The 21,083-nt window shown below is 50.9% G+C and carries 18 protein-coding genes; 7 read left to right on the forward strand and 11 right to left on the reverse strand.

What is annotated here, in order from left to right; all coding sequences use genetic code 11:
* Positions 1-27: 27 nt before the first annotated feature.
* A complete protein-coding gene (locus OGV50_RS13390; RefSeq protein ID WP_200091108.1) occupies positions 28-1,722 on the forward strand; it encodes an NAD-dependent malic enzyme in 1,695 nt (564 codons plus the stop codon).
* Positions 1,723-2,078: 356 nt separating this feature from the next.
* A complete protein-coding gene (locus OGV50_RS13395; RefSeq protein ID WP_080750339.1) occupies positions 2,079-3,977 on the forward strand; it encodes a methyl-accepting chemotaxis protein in 1,899 nt (632 codons plus the stop codon).
* Positions 3,978-4,106: 129 nt separating this feature from the next.
* On the opposite strand, the gene OGV50_RS13400 is transcribed toward OGV50_RS13395, so the two are convergent.
* The 11 genes from OGV50_RS13400 to OGV50_RS13450 all read right to left on the reverse strand — a co-directional run bounded on the left by OGV50_RS13400 (position 4,107) and on the right by OGV50_RS13450 (position 15,366).
* Positions 4,107-5,513, reverse strand: coding sequence for an EAL domain-containing protein (locus OGV50_RS13400; protein ID WP_200091477.1), 1,407 nt, complete (start codon positions 5,511-5,513; stop codon positions 4,107-4,109).
* 55 nt (positions 5,514-5,568) lie between these two features.
* The gene (locus tag OGV50_RS13405) at positions 5,569-6,471 is read right to left on the reverse strand and encodes a fimbrial protein (protein WP_058668445.1); all 903 of its coding nucleotides are present in this window, start codon (positions 6,469-6,471) and stop codon (positions 5,569-5,571) included.
* Positions 6,472-6,487: 16 nt separating this feature from the next.
* A complete protein-coding gene (gene fimG / locus OGV50_RS13410; RefSeq protein WP_012134486.1) occupies positions 6,488-6,991 on the reverse strand; it encodes a type 1 fimbrial minor subunit FimG in 504 nt (167 codons plus the stop codon).
* A 12-nt stretch (positions 6,992-7,003) separates the two neighbouring features.
* Positions 7,004-7,534, reverse strand: a complete 531-nt coding sequence (fimF, locus tag OGV50_RS13415) for a type 1 fimbrial adaptor subunit FimF (RefSeq protein WP_049008429.1) — start codon at positions 7,532-7,534, stop codon at positions 7,004-7,006.
* A gap of 10 nt (positions 7,535-7,544) precedes the next feature.
* Positions 7,545-10,169 carry a fimbrial biogenesis usher protein gene (locus OGV50_RS13420; protein WP_115609730.1) on the reverse strand — a complete coding sequence of 875 codons (2,625 nt, stop codon included), beginning with the start codon at positions 10,167-10,169 and terminating at the stop codon, positions 7,545-7,547.
* 82 nt (positions 10,170-10,251) lie between these two features.
* Positions 10,252-10,956 (reverse strand): fimbria/pilus periplasmic chaperone, encoded by a 705-nt coding sequence (locus OGV50_RS13425; RefSeq protein ID WP_047463815.1) that lies wholly within the window; start codon positions 10,954-10,956, stop codon positions 10,252-10,254.
* A gap of 56 nt (positions 10,957-11,012) precedes the next feature.
* Complete coding sequence (gene fimI / locus OGV50_RS13430) at positions 11,013-11,552, reverse strand: type 1 fimbrial minor subunit FimI (RefSeq protein WP_058668448.1); 540 nt, start codon at positions 11,550-11,552, stop codon at positions 11,013-11,015.
* A gap of 72 nt (positions 11,553-11,624) precedes the next feature.
* Complete coding sequence (fimA, locus tag OGV50_RS13435) at positions 11,625-12,173, reverse strand: type 1 fimbrial major subunit FimA (protein ID WP_200091116.1); 549 nt, start codon at positions 12,171-12,173, stop codon at positions 11,625-11,627.
* A gap of 473 nt (positions 12,174-12,646) precedes the next feature.
* Positions 12,647-13,285 (reverse strand): tyrosine-type DNA invertase, encoded by a 639-nt coding sequence (locus OGV50_RS13440; protein ID WP_012134479.1) that lies wholly within the window; start codon positions 13,283-13,285, stop codon positions 12,647-12,649.
* Between the two features lie 404 nt (positions 13,286-13,689).
* Entirely contained in the window at positions 13,690-14,292 is a 603-nt protein-coding gene (locus tag OGV50_RS13445) for a tyrosine-type DNA invertase (RefSeq protein ID WP_012134478.1), read from the reverse strand.
* Between the two features lie 663 nt (positions 14,293-14,955).
* Positions 14,956-15,366: an ASCH domain-containing protein gene (locus tag OGV50_RS13450; protein WP_165383406.1), complete on the reverse strand. Its 411-nt coding sequence runs from the start codon at positions 15,364-15,366 to the stop codon at positions 14,956-14,958.
* 686 nt (positions 15,367-16,052) lie between these two features.
* On the opposite strand from OGV50_RS13450, the gene OGV50_RS13455 reads away from it, so the two are divergent.
* From OGV50_RS13455 to OGV50_RS13475, 5 genes are read left to right on the forward strand one after another with little or no spacing between them, the layout of a single operon-like run.
* Positions 16,053-16,967: a ParA family protein gene (locus tag OGV50_RS13455; protein ID WP_000550614.1), complete on the forward strand. Its 915-nt coding sequence runs from the start codon at positions 16,053-16,055 to the stop codon at positions 16,965-16,967.
* Positions 16,964-18,331, forward strand: a complete 1,368-nt coding sequence (dnaB-PI, locus tag OGV50_RS13460; protein WP_000203356.1) for an SPI-7-type island replicative DNA helicase — start codon at positions 16,964-16,966, stop codon at positions 18,329-18,331. Before OGV50_RS13455 ends, dnaB-PI begins: the two co-directional genes overlap by 4 nt.
* Positions 18,328-20,043, forward strand: coding sequence for a ParB family protein (locus OGV50_RS13465; protein WP_046497064.1), 1,716 nt, complete (start codon positions 18,328-18,330; stop codon positions 20,041-20,043). The genes dnaB-PI and OGV50_RS13465 overlap by 4 nt, the downstream gene beginning before the upstream one ends.
* On the forward strand, positions 20,036-20,290 hold the full coding sequence (locus tag OGV50_RS13470) for a TraR/DksA C4-type zinc finger protein (protein ID WP_046497070.1): 255 nt from the start codon (positions 20,036-20,038) through the stop codon (positions 20,288-20,290). The genes OGV50_RS13465 and OGV50_RS13470 overlap by 8 nt, the downstream gene beginning before the upstream one ends.
* Entirely contained in the window at positions 20,283-21,026 is a 744-nt protein-coding gene (locus tag OGV50_RS13475; protein ID WP_000005470.1) for a DUF2786 domain-containing protein, read from the forward strand. The genes OGV50_RS13470 and OGV50_RS13475 overlap by 8 nt, the downstream gene beginning before the upstream one ends.
* The last annotated feature ends 57 nt before the right edge of the window (positions 21,027-21,083 follow it).

Raw genomic sequence — 21,083 nt, forward strand, 5'->3', positions numbered from 1 at the left:
CGCTTTTCTTATTACCGGGTTTAACTCATGGACAGCAACGTGACACACGATGTTTTATACGTCCCGTTTACGGGGAAACTGTTACTGGAATCGCCGTTATTGAATAAGGGGAGCAGTTTTACTCAGCAAGAGCGGAATGATTTTAATCTTAATGGATTGTTGCCCTGCGCTATCGAAAATATTGATGAGCAAGCGGAACGCGCTTACCAACAATATCTGGAGGCGGAGTCTGATAACGCGCGGCATATTTATTTGCGTAATATCCAGGATACGAATGAGACGCTATTTTATTACCTGCTGAAAAAACATCTCCCGGAAATGCTGCCGATTGTTTATACCCCGACTGTTGGCGCGGCCTGTGAAAAGTTTTCCGGGATTTACCGTCGCGCCAGAGGGGTCTTTATTTCGTGGCCCGATCGCGAACGTATTGACGATATTCTGCATGATATCCCGAGACACGATATCAAAGTGATTGTGGTGACGGACGGGGAACGCATTCTGGGACTGGGCGATCAGGGCGTTGGGGGAATGGGGATACCGATTGGCAAACTGTCTCTGTATACCGTTTGCGGCGGGGTAAATCCGGCGCATACGTTGCCCGTTATGCTGGATGTCGGGACAAACAATCCGCGATTATTAGACGATCCCCGCTATATGGGCTGGCGGCATCCGCGCATCACCGGTGAAGACTACTTTGCGTTTATCGGTATGTTCATCGCTGCGGTGAAACGTCGCTGGCCGGATGTATTGCTGCAATTTGAGGACTTTGCCCAGCATACTGCGGTTCCTTTGCTGCATTGTTATCGTGATGAGCTGTGCTGTTTTAATGATGACATTCAGGGAACGGCGTCGGTCGCGCTGGCGACAATTTTAGCGGCCTGCCGCGCCAGCCAGCGTGATTTTAATCAGCAGACGATGGTCATCGTTGGCGCAGGGGCGGCGGGTTGCGGCATTGCCCGCCATATCATCGCCTGCCGGGTGGCCGAAGGTATGGACGCCGCAGAGGCCAGCAAAACGATTTTCATGGTGGATCGCGACGGCCTGGTGATGACCACCGCCTCGTCGCTGGCTGATTTTCAGGTTCCGCTGGCGCAGCCTCCTGAAATGCTATCTGGATGGGCATACGCTGGCGCGACGCCATCCTTGCTGGAGGTCATTCATAACGCGAAACCTGGCGTGATGTTGGGCGTTTCAGGGCAGGCGGGGCTGTTCACTGAAGAGGTGGTGCGTACGATGTATCGCCACTGCGAGCGCCCGATTATTATGCCGTTGTCTAACCCGACCTCCAGAATGGAGGCCCGGCCGCAGGATCTTATCCGCTGGACTGATGGACAGGCGATTATCGCAACGGGAAGCCCTTGTGAGCCGGTAGATTTTGCCGGACGTACGATACCGGTATCGCAGTGTAATAATGTGTATATCTTTCCTGCCATTGGTCTTGGCGCAATTGCCAGCGGCGCCAGGAGGATCACGGAAACGATGCTGATGGCGGCGAGCCGCGCGCTTGCCGACGCCTCGCCTTTGGTGCGTCATCATGGCGGAGGATTGCTGCCGGAAATCAATATGATATGCGATGTAACCCGCCGTATTGCCTTTGCGGTGGGGAAGGCGGCGCAGCTGTCCGGCGTAGCGGATGCGCTGGATGATGCAGTGCTGACACAGCGCATTACGGCGCATTTTTGGCTACCGCACTATCGTCCTTATAAACGCCGTGCTATCTAGTTTTTGGCTATGAATGCTCCGCTTCGGCAGTCGCGCCGGAGCGGGGCCGGGCGTATTAATAAAAAATACAAGGCGATAAAAAATAAAGGTAAGGAATAAAACTGACATCATAAGTTGAAAAATAAAACTTCATTAGCCTGCGATGCATTGCGTGGATTGTGCAACTTCATGATATGTATTTAATTATTTTTGAAAGCGGATGTGCGGCCTTATACAAGGTCAGATGGACGACGGTTAATTAAAATGCTGTTTTTATTTTATGTGGGGAAAACCTTATTCAGAGCGATCGAAATAAGTAAAGAATTGCGGATAAATGTCGTTATAACACTTATCCAAACCGATCGAGACCCTACCCCATGATGTGGAAAACAACTCAAGCCCGAGTGACACTCCTGCTTATAAGTTTTTTTGTTATATTACTGTTGGTTACGTTTGTTGTTATCAAACAATTTGTCTCTCCGCAGATTATTGCAACGGAAACCAGAAATATAAGAGCCACGGTCGAGCTGCAAAGTGACGCGATAAAAGAGCAAATGAACCGCGTTAAAGCGCAGCAGCGCACGATCACCGAACTGGTTTCCGGGCTTCAGAGCGATCAAATTGACGCGCTCTTGCCGCTGTTTGTGAACCAGTATGGCGATCTGAATGTTTTTGGCGGCGGCATCTGGCCATTACCCGGGCTGCGCGAGCCGGGCCGCGATAAATTCAGCACTTTTTATGCGCGCGATGCCGGTGGCGTGCTCCAGCTTAATACGGTCTGGAACCAGCCGGAGTCAGAAAAATACTGGGAACAGCCGTGGTATAAAGACGGTATGGCTGCGCCAAAAGGTGAGTGTGCATGGGCCAAAGCCTACCAGGATTCGGCCAGCCCGCAGCCGAGAACCAACTGCGCGATGACAATCTGGAAAGAGGGAAAGGCCTGGGGTGTCGCCACTATCGATGTGACGTTGGGCTTTTTTAACCAACTGGCAAAAGAGATGGGGAAGGCGGTCGAGGGAACCGTATTAATTGTTGAGTCTGATGGCAAAATTGTTGGGAACGGCGCGCCGACTCAAGGCAATACCGCATTGATGAATGTGCGCGATTTGAATATTCCGTCAGCTTTACCGCTGCTCAATCTGCTGAGCCAGGGGCAAAAAGCGGAATATGAGGGCGGCTATGACGGCGAAGACGGCGCCCATTCGCTGTTTGTTTTGTCGATAGAAGGCAGCCCGTGGTATCTGGTGATTGATACGCCCAGCAGCAACCTGGTGCGCCAGTCTAATGCGATACTGACAACACTCACGCTCGTGCAGACGGTGATCGGCCTTATCATTGTCCTTGTCCTGATGCTGATTGTGCGCAACATTTTCAGGAATGTGACGCTGCTGAACAGGAACATAGAGGCGCTATCCGGCGGCGGCGCCGATCTCACGCAACGGCTTGTGGAAAGTAAAAGCCCGGAATTTAATGCCATCATCAATAACTTTAATAAATTCATCGCGTTCCTTCAGGATTTGATGCAGCAGGTTGGGCACAGCTCCTCGGCAATTTCTTCCGCTTCGCGGCAGATCGCCGGAGGAAACCTGGATCTCTCCTCCCGTACGGAAGAACAGTCCGCTTCCATTGTTGAAACGGCGGCGTCGATGGAGCAGCTCACCAGCACCGTACGGCAAAATGCGGAGAATGCGTTGCAGGCGAACAGGCTGGCGACACAGGCTTCCGACGCGGCGAAAGCGGGAGCTTCAGTGGTCAATGACGTGGTTGCCACAATGAGCAACATCAATGATTCATCCTCAAAAGTGGTGGAAATCATCAGCGTAATTGATGGCATCGCGTTCCAGACCAATATTCTGGCGCTGAACGCGGCGGTTGAAGCGGCGCGGGCCGGTGAGAATGGCCGTGGTTTTGCCGTCGTTGCCGGTGAGGTGCGTTCTCTTGCGCAGCGAAGCGCCCAGTCCGCGCAGGAAATTAAGAAGCTCATTGAAGAATCGGTCAGCAGTATTGAGCAAGGTAGCGGTCTGGTTCGCCAGGCGGGTACGACAATGGACGGCTTAATGGAGAAGGTTGAAGACGTGAGCGTTTTAATCTCTGAGATCAGCTCCTCAAGCGATGAGCAAAGTCGCGGAATTGAGCAGATTAATATCGCCATTACTCAGCTTGATAGCGCGACCCAGCAGAATGCGGCGCTGGTAGAAGAGGTTGCCGCAGCGGCCCAGTCAATGGAATCGCAAACCGAGATGCTTGAAAAAGTGGTCGGCAGCTTCAAACTCTGAAAAGCGGTATAACAAAACGCGCAGCATGATGGGGGTTAGCCCTTCGCCGGACCGTGGAACACGTCGGTCTCAGAAAAGTTATCCCCTGTCATGCGGCGCTCTATGAAATCAGTAAGGCGCAGCGTACGTTCAGCGAGGTGCGGGATGTTTCGGTAAAAATTGCTGGATTATCTCCGGCAGACGATCGTGAGTGATGGGCGGCGAGAAAAGATAGCCCTGAAAGCGGTCAACTCCCAGCGCTTTCAACTGATTGAATTTCTCCAGACTATCGACGCCTTCGGCAATACAGCGGCTCTGCGTCAACTGGCAGTAATAGAGCAGACTCTTTATCAGCGCCAGTGCATGTGGATCGCGTTGAAAATCATTCACGATACTCATATCCAGCTTGTAGCCGCTAAAGCGGATTGTCCTGACGGGAAACATTACGCTGCTGTGTGAAAAGCAGTCATCAAGGAAGATGCGAAAGCCTTGCCGTTGGATTTTGTCCATATTTTCTGCTGTTCTTCCTTGCTGATGCAGATCGACCGTTTCTGCAAATTCCAGCACTAATCTACCCGACCATTGCGGCTGCTGTAGCTGCTGGCGCGCCGTTTCCATCATCCGCAGCAGGTTTTCGTGGTTGGCGATGCAGGGTGGAATATTTATTGAGAACCAGAACTTACCCTGGTGTTGGTTAATGTTCTGGATTGCTATTTGTAGCACAAAGGCCGTGAGCAGAAGCCAGGCGTATTCGGCGTGGATCTGCGGCAAAAATTCGCCGGGAAGCAATACGTTGTCGCCTCTTCTCCAGCGGGAAAGGATTTCAACCCCCTGCAACCGCAGGTGGCCGTCGGTTATGGGTTGAAATACCGGGAATACCTGTTGGCTATGAATGGCATGGATAAATTCGCGCTCAAAGGGAGATAGCGCGGCGATGAGCTGCTTGTTGTGAGTCTTGCTCTGGCTTCCAGGAAAGCGGGTAATCAGATGCGGGTGAGACGCCACCATCTTTTTTAGTCCTGACGTTCTTTGATTATAAAGTGTTTTCTGGCTCACACCGCGGATCTTCGCCTGTGTGTTGATGCTGTACCCGTACAGAAGAGAGAGGGTGGCGCTCAATTCCGTTTTACTTAACCCCGCTGCCGGTTTGCCCTGTATCTGCGCGTCTAAAAAGGACAATTGCTGGAGTTTCGGGTATTGCAGGAAGTCACCCTGTAGCAGCGCTGCCAGTTGTTTCCCAGGAAGGTCGGAAGCGACCGCCCGGACGGCGGTAAGTTGCCGTTTATCAGGAACATGGTAGAGCAGCGTTTGCCATAGCCAGGCGGATGGACTACGGCTAAGGATCAGCATGGGCAACGGTGTTTCTGCCTCAGCAAGCAGGAAGGCGGCTTCCCTAAGAATAAACAGCAGCCAGTAAGGATCGTCAGGGAGAAAAACGACAATCCTTCCGACCTCGGATGTTAGCTGTAGCGAAAGGCGCTCCTGCGTCTGGTGTTGCAGTAGCACCGGTCGCCGTTGACCGCAGGTCATCATTCTGGCGAGTCCTTCCGCCGCCATTGAACAGGGAGACAGGATATAGTCCACCCTTGTTTTCTCCAGCGAGGAGGGAGGGTTACTGGTAAACAAATGTCACCCCGATGATCGACTGTACGTTGCCCGCCGTGACCTGGCCGCTGGTGCGCGCGTAGGTTGCGGTTAAGCCAAGATTTACCGGCGATGTGCCGACCGTGCCCAGTGCTACGGTGTTGTTAGCGGGAACAACACTACCGTATCGGGTCATCTGAACGCCGATACCCTGCGCCGCTGAGGAGGACGCGGTGTTGCTGAAAATAGAGTTGGCGGCATCGACGGTCGTACCTGAGAGGTAATAGCCGAGGTTCTGGTTTTGCGCACAGTGTACAGTGACCGGCACGGCCATTGAGCCGGGATAGTCTGGAAGCGTCACGGTGACATCACGCGCTGATACGTCGCATCCCCCAGTAGGGACAACAACATTATTGTTGGCGTAAATATTCCAGATGAAATTATTCGGGTTTCCGTCGCTGGCCACTTTATGCATATTCAATTGCGCGATGAGTTCGCCAGAGTTGATGACGACGCCTCCCGCTGCTCCGGTAGCGGTCAGATACATGCGCAGCGGCAATCCGCGATAATCCGTATGAGTGATGGTATAGACGGATGAATTACCGTTCATCGGCAAAGGATACGTATTTCCCGCCCAGTAAACGCTCCCCGTAAACGCCGCAAGCGCGCCACCGAAGGCGGAACCGCTGGTTAAATTGATGTAGTCAATGATAGAGCCGCCGGAGGAGTCGTTTTTACAGGAAACTGAAGAGGATAAATCTACGACCAGGTTTTGACCCACTCCAACAGATGGCGTCAGGTTTACATAGACATTCGCTGACCCTGAGGTCATGGTCTGCCCGGTATCATTGACTTTACAGGTGAATGCCGCAGCATCCAGCGACCAACCCATCAGCAGCAGTGTGGTGAATAGCGCGATGATTTTTTTCATGACAAACTCTCCTGACTCAGGCGTAGGTATAGGTGACGCTAATCACCGCCTGAATAGTTCCCTGGGTGGCACCGCCGTTGACCGTTAACGCTCTGACCTGTAACGGAAAACGGGTGGACTGCGTTGAGTCATCCACCTGAACGGATTTCGTGGCGCCATTGTTTAACGTGGTGCCTGCGTCATCCTGCAATTCGAGCTGAATATTGCCGGCGGTCCCCTGGTTTTTGTAATAACCGGTGCTGTCTGCGGTTCCGCTAAAGGTTGCGATGACCCGGGAGGTGCCGATCGGACAGTTAGTGAGTTCCAGCGCGGTACTGTGCCAGGCGGAAGCCGAACCTGCGGTTACCAGGCTGAAGGTATACAGGTCACCGAGGTCAACGGCGGCATTGGTGGTAGACACCGTGCACGGCTTCGCCACCACCTTCCCGTTGACGGTAATCGTGATATCAGCGGCCTGAAGCCCTGAAGAGGCCGCTGTCAGTACGCTTGCCAGAAGCCACCCTACATAGTTGCGTTTCATCTCAGCCTCCGGTTACTGAAATTCAAGCGTGAATGTTGCTGTGGCATTGACGTGCCCGGCGGTGACCGGAATCTGCGTAGCCATCAGGCGTGCATAAAAGTTGAGGATGTTGGTCTGCCCAGGCGTGAGCGTGGTCCACGCGATGGATGATGACGCGGCGTTGAGCGGCAGCATCGTCTGTTGGTTATTGAGGATCTGCACGCCCATGCCTGCGGCTGCCGAGGCACCGCTATCGATCTTCAATAGACTGGTGTTGCTGCCATCCTCCGTGCCGGTAAAGCCGACTTTGACTGCCGTAACCGAGTTACCGCAGGGAGAGAGGACAATACGGAATGGGACGAGCGGGGTTGTCGCCCCCACCGCATTAAACTGTTTGGCAGCGTTATTCATCAGGTCAACGGTAAAATCTTTTGACTCTCCCGCGACAGCGCATGCATTGTCGCGGACGTAGCCGCTAATCGTAATCGTGCTGTCGGCGGCGAAGACATTGACGCAGGCCAGCGTCAGCACAGCGCCGAGGAAATACAGTGGTTTTTTCATCATCATTCCTTCCTTAACGGCACTCTGCAAAGAGCTGGCTCAGCACATGTTTCTGGCTCTCTTCCGGCAGGCGATACCGGGCCATGCAGTTGGCCCCTGGGCCTTCGCCCCATTTCACCTGAACGCTTCCCGCCAGCGGCATGCCGCTCAGGTAGACCTGGCCGTTATCTGCCACGATGCTGCCGCTCTGGTTATCGCCGGAAGTGACCATAGCGCCGAATGGCACGGGTTTGCCGTTGTGCGTCAGCGTCATCAGGATTTTTACCCCGACGTGGGCTTTAAATTCGGCGCGGACGATGGCGCCGTGGGTCGGCACGACGCTGACCACCGCATCATCGAGATCGACGTTATCCGCCAGGGTGTTGGTATCCAGCGCGACGCGGTTTTCCCTGTACTCAGTGGCGTACGGCATGACGGCATAACCGCGCCAGTCGGTACGTACGCCGGTCTGGTTCTCGACTTTCACGTCTCCGGCGCCAGGTGCTTTAATCAGCACTACCGTGTCATTTAATGGCTGGCTTAAGGTGATGCCGTTGGCATGGGCGAGTACACCGCCGCTCATCCCGTAGTACAGCTGTTTAAATCCATCGCTGTGGCTGTAGCCCACGTTAGCGTTGCCGTAGCCGCCGCGATAGTTCATCGCCGCGTAGCCGGTTCCGCCATTGTTGCCTTCGCCACCGCTGGCATAACCGGTTTGCATGCTGTAGCTCAGGTTATTGTCTTCCAGCAGCGTGCCGTAAAGACCGGCCAGGTTAGTCATCCGGCCATCCAGGTCGTGCGACATGCTGTAGCTGGCGCTTGCGTGCCGCCAGACGGATTTGCTGTCGGAACGCAGCCAGTGGCTGAACGGAATATTGACGTTGAACGCTAACATCTGGTCGCGGCCCTGTTGCCAGGCGTTTTTGGTCAGGCTGTAGCTCAGCGTCCAGTTGATATCGTCAACGGCGGCATTTAACCCCAGCTGTAGCTGTTCGTCGGCCTTGTTGGTTGACCAGTAAGTTTGACGGCTGCCATTCACATACAGTGTGGCAGTGCGTCCCAACTGCTGCGTTATGCTCATCTGAACCTTGCCCCGCTTGTTATAAGCAAGGTTGTAGTAGTCGGTGAATTTGGGTTTGACCTGAATCACGCCATCCTGGGTTTCAACGTCATAGCCACTCATCCTGCGGTAAGTGGTGTCGGCAAAGCTGTAATAGCCCTGGGTGGAATAACGGTATCCCACCAGTTGGACGTTGGTGCCGGTCTCATAGAGCGACTTGTTATAAAGGAAGCGTATCGATTGCCCCTGGTGAGAGCTGTCGTCAGGCAGGGTGGCGTTGGCCTGAGTTGCATCCAGCGAAACCGCGCCGAACTCGCCCATGTTCTTACCGACCCCTAAATTGAAGGCGCGATAGTTGTCGGCCAGTTGGGTGCCGCCATACAGCGTCCAGCCTGCCGGGAGCCCGTGCAGGAGGGTGCTCTGGAAGAACTTTGGTTTTTCCTGCTGGTCGTTGCCGCTGCGGTATTCACCAGCGGTCACTGCATAACGGGTGTGCCCTTCACGCTGTAACATTGGCACCGTAGACCACGGCACGCTGAAGACCTGGCTGGTGCCATCGGCCTCTTTGATGGTGACCTGGAGATCGCCGCCGTTGCCTGCGGCGTAGAGATCGTTAATTGTGAAGGGGCCCGGCGGCACCGTGCTCTGGTAGATTTCATAGCCGTTTTGTTTGATCGAGACCTGCGCCGTGCCGCGCGCAATGCCGTGGATGACCGGCGCAAAGCCTTTCTGGCTATCCGGCAGCATATTGTCGTCAGAGGCTAACTGGGCGCCACGGAAGTTAATCCCGTCGAAGATATCGCCGTTGGTGTAGCTGTCGCCAAGCGTCAGGCGGGCGCGCAGGGGGGTAATATCGCGCTCCAGCCAGCTGTTCACATGCTGCCATTTATTCTCATTACTGGACGCGCTACCGCCACTGCTGTAGCTCCAGATGGTGTTATCACGCAGACGCCAGGCGCCAAGGTTGAGGCCGCTTTGCAGGTTTAAATACGCGTAATTGCTGCTGTCGCTGGCATCGTTATGTACGTTGTTGCCGGTAAAGTTATAGTTCAGCAAACCGGCGTTAATCCCGTCATCCCAGAGTTCCGGTGGAATATAACCGCGCGCGCGATTGCCCATGAAAGCCTGCGGGACACTCAGGTACAGGCGCTGTTGGCTGACATCGAAGCGGGTGGTGGCATCTTTGACCATTTCCGTCAACGGTACGCAGGCGTCGGACGCCAGCGTATCCATACCGGTGATGGCCGACGTGCTTACCCCCATACCAGCGAGCTGGCTGCGGGTCAGGCACGGTTCCAGTCGATGACCGTTTGCGCCAGCGTTAAACGTGACGTCGCGGGTAGTTATAAAGCCATCGTTCAGATAGATATCCACGCGATAGGCGCCAGGCGGCACCTCTTGCCCGTTTTCAAACCCAGAGAGATCCGCAACGGCCGAGGGATCGTCGGCCAGGAAACGGGGGTTAAAATAGAGATCTGCCCGCGCGAAACCCGCGAGGCAAAGCGCCAATGGTATCTGCGCAAGGACAAAAATAGAGAATGCTTTGCGCCGGGCGCGTTGGGAACCCAAACGGTCCAGTCCGTATTTGAGATGTGACATAGTCCCTCCGGTCCGAAGTCGCCCGGCTGTCAGTTCTTAATTGTAATGTGCGGGGGAGTCCTGTTGGTGGACGGCCCCTGTGTTAACGCAGAACGCCCTTCATTTGCGGGGTCAGTGCGCCATAGTCATTAATCGTCCGGTAGGTAATGTTGCTACCGGCATCAGGTGGCAACTTGACCGAGGTTTTACCCATTGGCGGCACCAGCGCATTTTCCAGCACGCGCGTACCGGCATTGAGTTCGGTCACCGTCAGGTAATACGGCGTCGGGTTGTTGAGCGTCAGCGATGAACCGTCACGGTTAAAGGTCAGTTTTTCCGCCGCCTGATCCGGTGGCAGAGCCAGTTTCGTTGGGCGGTAGTAGAGTTTGATGCGGCTGATAATCGCCAGTTGTAAGGTGTTATCGCTGAGCTTTGATTTATCCATCGAAGGAATGGCTTTTACGTTTACCCAGAACAGGCTTTCCCGGTCCTGCGGTAACTGGTTGTTAGTGGCATCAATAATGCGCAAGGTATTCTCTTTCTTACCTTGCATCGCAAACAGCGGAGGGGTGATGACAAAACGACCATCTTTGCCGCCATCGGCGTTTTCAACCCATGACTGAATCAGATAGGTACTGTTATTGTCGTTATTGGTCACCGCCAGCTGAACCTGTTTTTGTCCGGCCGGATAGATAACCCGGGTTGCGCCCAGCGCCACGCCTGCTTCAGTGCTGGCGGAAAAACCGCTTGCGGCGAGCATCAAAAAGCCCGCCAGTAAGCCGCGTGTCATCTCCAGTGTTTTTTTCACATTTTCCCCTTTCGTACTCACCGTTGTTTCCTGTTTCCGGCATACCTGCTGGCTAATTACTGATAGGTCAGAGAGAACCAGATTTGAGCATTGGCGGCTCCCCCGGTGACCTGCTTCCCGGTTGCCCGATACTTCGCCACGAAATGAAGCGTGGTGGGGCCGCTATACAACTGCGTCCAGGCACCCGGCGGGCTGTTGAGTGGAATCAATTGATTGTCTTTATCAAATAAAGCGATGCCTACGCCGGTTGCTATTCCCGGCCCTTCGCCAACTGAAAGCACCTCCGGGTTTTTGCCGTCGGCAACTCCGCGAAATGACACGCCTACGCGCTGACTCACGGCAGTGCTGCAATCCTGTAGATGAATATCGAATGGCACGGGGTTGGCATCTTCCCCTGACGAATGAAACCGATTACTGCTGATCTGCCCCATATTGACCGTCATCTGTTGATCTCCTGCTTCAACGCGGCAGGATTCGGCAATAATGACACCCTGGAAACGCATGTTTCCCCCGGGCAACGTCACGTTCCAGTGATTGCCAGCCAGTGCCAGCGACGGAAACAGAAATATCAGCAGACCTGATCTCACTCCTTGCATCGTTATCACCCCTGTCCTGTTATGGATAACGGGCCATCCTGGCCCGGAATGCTTCCCTGTCAGACGTTTGAATTACTGGTATTGCACTTTGAAGGTTGCGTCTGCGTTCGCAGTACCGGCAGTTGCTGCGCCAGTTGCGTAGTAACGAGCCTGGAAAGGAATGATGTTAGTACCGTCATTCAGCGTGGTAGCGCTGCTGAAGGTCGCGCCATCCAGCCCCAGAGCGGTGCCAGTTTTGTCGAGGATCTGTACGCCGACGTTAGTCGCGCCGCCTGATGCGGAACCCTGTAGCGCCAGAACGGTAGGGTTGGCGCCATCAACAGCAGTACCTGTGAACGCAACGGAAGCCTGGGTCGCAACGGTCGTGTCGCAATCATCCAGTTGAATGTTGAAACCCACAGCGGAGCTGGTGTTGCCTTCAGCAGCGAGTTTGGCGGAACGAACCTGGCCTAACTGAACTGTCTGATCGATAGAACCGGCATCAACTGCACAAGCGGCGTTAACGATTTCCCCTTTAAAATGCACGGTGCCGCCGTTTACCGTGGTGGTGTCGGCCAGGGCTGCTGTGGAGCTCAGGGACAGTGCTGACAGAACAACGATTGCCAGTGTTTTGATTTTCATGCGGTTTTCCTTTAAACAATGTCGATATTACGAACCGAAACTGGCAGTCGTTGTACCTTCCTGGCATTTCAGGTTTAAGCCGAATAGTTCGACTGCCGATCTTGCGCAGTTTTTACCCAACTGATGAGTCAATTGGGACCATTTTGACTCGTCGCAATAAATTTCTTAATTTCGTTTTTTTATGCGTTGTTCTGGAATTTAATTCTTATTTTTTGGTTTTCTATAGATGAATATATCTGAGGTGATCGTGAGTTATATCAACAAGACAAGTGGAAAGCAGAACTCGACGTGCGGAGAAAAGGTGCGGAAAAAAGGTGAGGATGTATGAAACGTAAAAAAATGTGAGTAAAAAAACAATTTTAAATCAGTTGGATATTTTTTTTTCGCAAAAAAAATGGACTTACAGGTTGCAGAAAATTACAAAATTCCTCTACGATATAGACAGTTTGGTCCCAATTGACTTGTTCAATGTCTTATTTTTCCTTAGTTATCAATGAACTATATAGTTCATCATTTTTGATCTTCTGTTTTAGTAGCTTTTCCTCTAGCGGATTTACCCTTTCCCATAATCCTGCAAACCGGGCGGCATTACTGGCTGTATAACGTACGGTGTGGCGAATATTTCGGTGACCAAGGTAATCCTGGATTAGACGTGTATCTGTACCTCTTTCAGCAAGTTCATAACCACATGCATGTCGCAGCATATGCGGATGTGTGGTGGTGCTGGTTCCGGCCTTTTGGCCAGCAGAACGTATTATACGGTATGCCTGCTGGCGGGAAAGTTGTGAGCCTTTGCGGGAAATAAACACCGCGTTTATTTTCTGCGCTCCCTTCCAACTCGCACGAACCCGGCTCCAGCATTCAATGGCTTCACACTCGTCCGGCATGAGGGGATGAATAGTAGAAAAACCATTTTTCAGTCGGCGGATATTGATCCGACCTTCATAAAGATCAAAATCCCGGTAATGCAGGTTCAGTAGTTCACTTATACGCATTCCATGACGAAAGGCCAGCAGGATAAGACAATAATCTCGCTCTCCTGTCTGGCCATGACGTACGGCTTTCATCATGGCCTGAACTTCTCTGGCAGTAAGAAAACGGCGTCGGTTCATAATATTTCTCCTGGTATCAGAATGATAAAGAGTCAGCTCCAGTGATACGAATAACTGATAGCTAAAGCTAGGGATGTATTATTAATTGCACATATTGACCACTATCCCATTTTATTCTATGAAGCTCACAAAGCCCCATGTCAGTGGGCGACTTCATTCTAAAGATTTCATCAGACATCACAAGAAGACTATTCCGTATATTCTCAGAGGGGAAAAACGTATTCAGCGGGGGAATAACTATTCAGACCATGTCAGAGGTGTCAATTATACTGGCCAGAAAAAATAACACAGGATATAGTGTAGAAACATAAAATAGATAACCATACAGCTAATGCGACTATTACAGTGCCATCCATGGCACATAGCTTTATTCAGACTTATTTACTGTCTATATTTTTCTTTCCTTACAGTCTGCTACAGACATCTCTGTTTTTTGTTTTATTCCAGATGCCATAAAAACGACCAGCGTTACTGGCAGTATACCAGACAGTATGACGAATATTGCGATGGCCAAGGTAATCCTGAATCAAGCGGGTATCTATCCCCATATTTGCCAGAGCAAACCCACAGGAATGGCGAAGCATATGCGGGTGGGCACAAATTGCAAGTTTTGCTTTCTTCCCGGCTCTGGCGATTATCTGATAAAATTGCTGTCTTGAAAGGGGATTGCCTTTACGTGATAAAAATAACCATTCAGTTTCTGAATGTTGGCTTGTAAGGCGAATTTTCAGCCAGGACTTTATCGAACGAATTTCCTCTTCAAGTAAGGGATGGGTAGTTGAGAATCCTTTTTTTAATCGGTAAATATGTATACATTTATCCTTAAGGTCAATATCTGAGATACGCAGACGACATATTTCGCTTGCCCTTAACCCATGAATAAAACACAGCAAAACCAGACAGCGATTACGCACTGCATAGGTTCCTGTACTAACAGCATTAAGAATTAAATTGATTTCATTTTGTGTCATAAACCTGCGTTTCTCTAGTCCATTATTATTTTTCATATCACCTGTTATCCTTTATTTTGCCGACATTCCGCTTATACCTGACTCTCTTCTAATGGATTAAAATCTGCCGAATAATAGCTTTTTCTTCAGGAAATAACCAGGTGTAGTTAAAAATAATGATATGTTCTTAAATTTATGTAGAGTCACAAATGAATAATTAGTCATATGCAGAACTAATTTGTTTTTTGATATCGTAGATGAATTACATATCCGTAATGACGGGACTATCGCTGTAGTTATCATATAGTAATATGATAAATTTAACTTAAGGATAGTTGAATGGCGAAAAGATAAGGTGAATGAACCACATAAGATTCTACATAAATATATTATTTTTAATGGACTGATTTTTTCGGCGTGTGCAGTGTATTGTTATTTCAAGAAGCTATTTCACTCTTTCACACAGTTCATTTTTACCGGGGTTGCAGGTTTTCTTCAGTTTGTATATGTCTTTCAATCTTTCTCGCTTTGATATCTACCATTAAGTCAGAACGGTTTACTGCGGTGCGAAGCCTGTATACACTCTTCATATGTATTAGCTCAGACTTGATCTGGCTTTGTCACAATACAGAGTTTAATCTAATCTGACAGGCAACTCTGTGCCTGAAGCGGACATTGTTATAAATGGCAATTGATAAAACATCAGCCGTTTATCTCGTTTTACAGCATCTCAACCACTTCAAACTCTTCTGCGATCAACTCCATATCTTCAGAAAAATGACCTTCGCGGGTGAAAAATCGCTGATGCTCTTTCTGCCAGTATTCAAGGCTTAAATCGCCTTCACCTTCTTTGCGGGCGAACGCCTCAGTCACATCACAAAAACGCACCAGTCGCATTGAAACCAGTCTGATCACGCAGACCGGAACATTCTGGCCATCAAGGATAATGTTATAACTCCCAATCCTCGGGGCAGATTCCTCCTGCTGGTAAGAGGCAAAAGATCCGCAAGAGGCCGTTTTGATCCCTTTTTTGATCAAGTCCGCAAGCTCGCTAGCCAGTTCCGGGCTGTCACCCATTTGCCAGGCATCTGCGCCTGGATACTTCATTTTTATTTCCTCAACCGAAACCATTAAAATCCCTTCTGAATCGTCGATGAAAAGAAAAGTTATACATTTTTTAGTATGAGCTGTCCCGACATTATCAGTGATGCCTTTCTTCAGATAATGTGGTCCGCTTATCGCTCAGAGCGGATACTCAGGTTTAATAATGCAATACGTTCAGCTCAAGTAGTATTACTACTGATAAATCATTTTATGATGGCGTGGAGGGCGGGGAATTCTGGTAATGGTAAGACGTGAAAGGGAAAGAAGTGTATGTTGCAGGTGGACGGACTTGTGAAGACCCCCATATGACTAGTGGAGGGCGTATGTTGTCAGATTCCCCCGTTTCCCCCGTGTTTTTGCATCATTATGAACAGTTAGAAATGAAAAGAACCGTAGCTGACCGTAGAAAGACCGTAGCTGGAAGTAAGAGATAGGCTTGTCAGAGGGTATATATGCCTTTAAATGCAACGAACATCTAAGAAAATGGCGAGAAATCCAGCAAGCAAATAACGTCCTGCAATGACCAGAAATCTACCGGAACGCCAGAAAGCAAGAAACCAGCCCGTAGGCTGGTTTCTTTAAATAGTGGTGCCCGGACTCGGAATCGAACCAAGGACACGGGGATTTTCAATCCCTGTGACAAAATGTTAAATTCCATAGAAGAATGATCGGTATTTGTTGAATCGCATCCTGATTAATTTTCAGGTGCTAAAATGCATTTACAATCAATCGATTATCCAACGTTGGGTGTTAAGCCTCGTATTATACCTGTTGTTTCCACTAAGGGGGGCGAGGGTAAGTCTACTCAGTCAGCTAATCTTGCAGGATTTCTGGCCGATGCAGGTATCAAAACACTTCTGATTGATGGCGACCATGCTCAGCCAACGGCCAGCAGTATATTCCCGCTTGAATATGAAGCCCCTGGTGGTTTGTACGAACTGTTGATGCAGACAGTTGATCTCTCAAATCCCGATAATCTGATCTCCCGTACGTCGATCAATAATCTGGACATTATCGTTTCCAACGATCCTCGTAATTTTCTCCCAACTGCAATGCTGAATGCGCCTGATGGGCGAGTTCGCCTCCGAAATGCTCTTTCACATCCCCTTTTTAATTCATATGGCGTGATTATTGTCGATTCACAAGGCTCACGGTCAGTGATGTCTGAGTTAATTATCCTGGCCTCCACCGGAACCATGGTGGGTATTGCCAAACCGATTCTTCCTGATGTCAGGGAGTTCATGCGCGGAACAGTCGCGCTGATGGAAGAATTGCTGCCTTATTGTGCGTTTGGCATTCAGCTTCCAGTCACAAAATTGCTCATCAACTGTATGGAATACGACAATCTGTCTGTTGAGACCCTCGCTGAAGTCAAAGCGATCGTTGAAGATAAACGCTACAGCGCCCATGCAGACAAAATTCATATCGACCTGCTGGAGACATGTATCTATGACCTGACTGTCTATGTTCTTGGGCATGTTAAGGGCGTACCGGTACATCGTCTTGAAAAAAATACCCGACGTAAAAGCGACTCAGCGTTTACGTCAATGTATCAATTGGCTTGTGAACTTTTCCCAGAGTGGAAAACGAATTTTGATGCGTTAGCTAATGCGGGGGGCGAGGAATGACCTCTAACAACCGCAGAAATGTTTCGGGGCTGTTTTCTCAGGATGCTGAGCAGAGCGTCATTGGTGGCCTGATGCTGGATAACGACTGCTGGGATGAAGTGGCGCTCCGTCTCGATACCGATGATTTTTATTTCAAGGTTCACCAGGTCATCTTTCATGAAATGGCGCGTCTGGTTGCAGCAGGGCGTCCGATTGACCTGATCACACTTGCTGAGAGCATTGAAAACCGTGGTAAGGATGCGCTTGAGCAACTTGGCGGATTCGCCTATCTGGCCGAACTTTCAAAAAATACTCCAAGTGCGGCCAATATCGTCGCTTACTGTGACATTGTTGCCAGGTACAGCCAGGGGCGACAGTTGGTCGCCATTGGTGCTGAGATAACCGAAACTGTTAAGGCATCCGGTGCTGATATCGGGGCGGTGATGGAAACCGCAGAGCAAAAAATTACCCGGCTGGCAGAACGTTCAGAACCACAGCAGGCCGTGACGCTGCTTGACGGCATGGAAAAACTCCTTACAGAGCTGGAACGTCGTTGCAATGTGCCCGATGGTATTACTGGTACGCCTACGGGATTTGAAGATTTTGATGCCATGACCAGCGGGCTGCAGGCAGCTGATCTGATACTTATAGCAGCAAGGCCTTCAATGGGGAAAACTGCCTTTCTGATCAGCCTGATTTTGAATTCACTTCTGAAAAAAGCCGATACACATGCGCAGTTTTACAGCCTTGAGCAGCCCACCGAGCAGATCCTCATGCGTATGGTCGCTTCACTTGGCAGTGTAGATTTAACACATTTAAAAAATGGCCAGATGGATGATGAGGACTGGGCGCGTGTTTCAAACGCGTCTTCACTATTGATGGGTGACCTTAAAGACCGCCTCATCATAGATGACACTGGCTCATTGACCCCCGCCATGCTCAGAATTCGCGCCCGTCGTAACGCCCGCCGTTATGGTCACCCTTCAGTCATCGGTCTTGATTACCTGCAACTGATGCGTTGTCCGGATCAGGAGAACCGCACACAGGAAATTGCTGAAATCTCGCGGTCACTCAAAGCGCTGGCGAAAGAAATGGGTTGTCCGGTTGTTGCCCTTTCGCAGTTGAATCGTCAACTAGAGAGTCGTGCTGATAAACGGCCGAACAATGGCGATCTTCGTGATTCCGGTGCCCTGGAACAGGATGCTGATGTAATTGTCTTTATCTATCGTGATGAGGTCTATCACGAAAACACTGAAGACAAGGGGGTTGCTGAAATTATTGTCAGCAAACAGCGTCAGGGACCGATTGGTACGATCCGACTGCAATACGAAGGCCGTTATACGCGTTTTTCTGCTAACCCTGGTCATACCGGGAGGTTTGCATGAGCAACGTCCGTAGTCTTAACCTTGGCGACGCCATGTTGCAGCGTGGAAAATCACCGGCTCAGGCTGCTGATAATAATACTCCCACCGTTACCCAGCCAGTAAACGAAATGGCAATGGTTCTTACCCTTGACCAGCTTCGCCCGAATCCGGATAACCCGCGCAAAGGACGCAATCCTCGTTTTGAGGAAATTAAAGCTTCCGTCCGTGCACGAGGATTGGATTCGATTCCAAAAGTGACCCGTGATCCGGATGGTGATGATGTTTATATCTTTAGTGACGGGGGAAATACCCGGTATCAGATACTCTGCGATCTCTGGCAGGAGACTGGTGATGAACGTTTTTATCGCGTTCACACGATCTTCAAACCCTGGCCTGGACGTCTAAAATGTCTGGTTGGTCACCTGGCTGAGAATGAGGTCAGGGGGGATCTTACCTATATAGAAAAGGCATTCGGTGTTCATAAAGCGCGTGTAATTTATGAAGAGCAACTGGGCCGGAGTGTTACCTTACGAGAACTTTCGGATCTGTTGGGTAAGGAAGGTTATCCTATTGATAACTCCAGCGTAAGCCGGATGGAAGATACGCTTAATTACCTGTATCCACATATGCCCCAGTTGCTTGAGAGTGGCATGAGCCGTGGTCAGGCAACACCACTCCTGAGCCTTCGTTCTTCAGCTATGAAGGTCTGGAAATCTTTCAGCGGTGACGTAAACCCAGAATGTTCTCTTGATGATGTGTTTGGTGCAGTTTGCCGGTGTTTTGATGAACCTGAAAGCTATGCCCTTGATATTTTTAGGGATGAGTTTATCGGTCAACTGGTTAAGGCTCTTCCCCATCCAAGCCTGAATTATGACCGCTGGTTAATTGAACTTGATCCTCGTGAGCAAAAACGCAGGGAACAGTTTGGCGAGCCGCCTCCACTGCCAGCACCTACACCCGCGTCTGAACAGTCAGGTGGTCGGGAACGCACAACACCACCAGTTACGACTCTGCCAGCAGATACTTCATCCCAGCCCCCTGTTACTGGTCTGCGTAGCGGTACGCTGACTACTCCAGGGCGTCCGGAAGCTGTACCAGAACTTCAGGACAATACTGCACTTCCCGGCGGTATGTCTGTTGGAAGTGAGCCGCGTCGTGAAGTTCAGAATGACCTGTTTGGCGGAAATCCTGTGATTACCGGTCAGACAGAGAATCCTGATAACGATGGAGAGTGGCAATTTAAGTCAGATGTTAATGCCAACGCGCTCGTTTCTGCTTTTGGCGAACAGGATGAAACTTCCACACCTTCAGTTAGCTCAGTGGCCTTCGCCGCAACCGGGTTGGAACCGGTCAATGATATCTGGCACATCTCCGCATTACAGGACGACATCGAGCACCTGCAGGATATGGCTTATCGGCTTACTTTCGAAATTGCCGAAGCGATGGGCTGCGCGGACTGTGTTCGGGAGGATAAAGACCATCATTCAGCTGGTTTCTCCATTTCAGAGAACGCCAGCGAGTTTACTCTTTTCCTCGCCGGGCTATCAGGTTCACTGCCTAACAAACAGTTCAATATGTTCATGTTCTGCCTGAATTTTTTTGGCTCTCAGGAACCTGCAGATACTGCCGTTTTCGATGATGTCACTGTTGTAAAAACAATGCGCCTTATCCGCGTTATACGGCGTCTGCGTGAGCTGCAGCGTCTGGCTGTGAAGGGAGGGGAAAATGTCTGAGGACCTGAATGATGAAATGGCTCAGGCCAGTACCGCTATTTTCACCCAGCGCGGCATCGATGCTATCAGGGCAAAAGTGCACTCGTTACGCCCGTCAAAAGAAATTTGTGAGTGCTGCGGCGCGGACATTCCCGCTGCCCGTCAGTTGGCAGTGCCGGGCGTAGAGTTGTGTGCTGCTTGTCAGGATGTGAAGGAGAAGCAGGATGTTCACCGTGCTGCCGGCTGCAGGGGGCTACACCATGTCTGAAACTACAAAAGTGATTGCACGTATCCGGCGACTGATGGCGCTGGGTACCCGGAACAGTAATCCACACGAGGCGGCCCGTGCAGTGGCTCTGGCTCAACGGCTGATGCAGCGTCATGGCCTGACCCCTGACATGCTTTCTCTTCATGATATCCAGGAATCCGTCTGTCAGAACCTGACCAGTAATGCAGAAAAAGTGCCAGCCTGGCTAAGTTCACTCGCAACAGTGGTATGCATGGCCACGGGCTGCCGTTGCTGGTTTGGCTGGCATATTCACACTAGTTGCAGTGGTGTAAAAAGCGTTCGCCGATCTCTGCACTTTTATGGTTTCAGCGGGAGAGCCGAAGTTGCGCTCTATATCTATACCGTTTTACAGCGGCAACTTCGTGCAGACACTGACGGTCAGATTGCCGGATACCGGAAGCGCCGTATTCTTAAGAACACGCTTCGTCGCAGAGCCGATCAGTTTCGTGAAGGGTGGGTATCTGGCGTCTGGCAGGTACTGCAGTCATTCGCGCCTTCAGAATGTGAGAATTCCATGCTTCAGCGCTGGCTTGCCCAGCGTCACACCGGCGACACCCTGGGGACTGTAAACGTCAGGGTGGCCGGTAAATGCCGTGGCGACAGAGCAGCACGCGTAGCGGGCTGGCTCGCGGGGCGGGATACCGAAGTTCATCAAGGCCTGACTGGTGCGCAGGCTCAACAGCAGATTACGGCGGGAGGCTGTACACATGAGTAACATTATTTTATGGAGTGCCTGCCTGTCGGGCTGGCTTTTTGATGTTCTGCTTGTTGC

Origin of the sequence: Citrobacter sp. CK180 (genome assembly GCF_030333655.1) — a bacterium.
Taxonomy (GTDB): Bacteria; Pseudomonadota; Gammaproteobacteria; order Enterobacterales; family Enterobacteriaceae; genus Citrobacter_B; species Citrobacter_B koseri.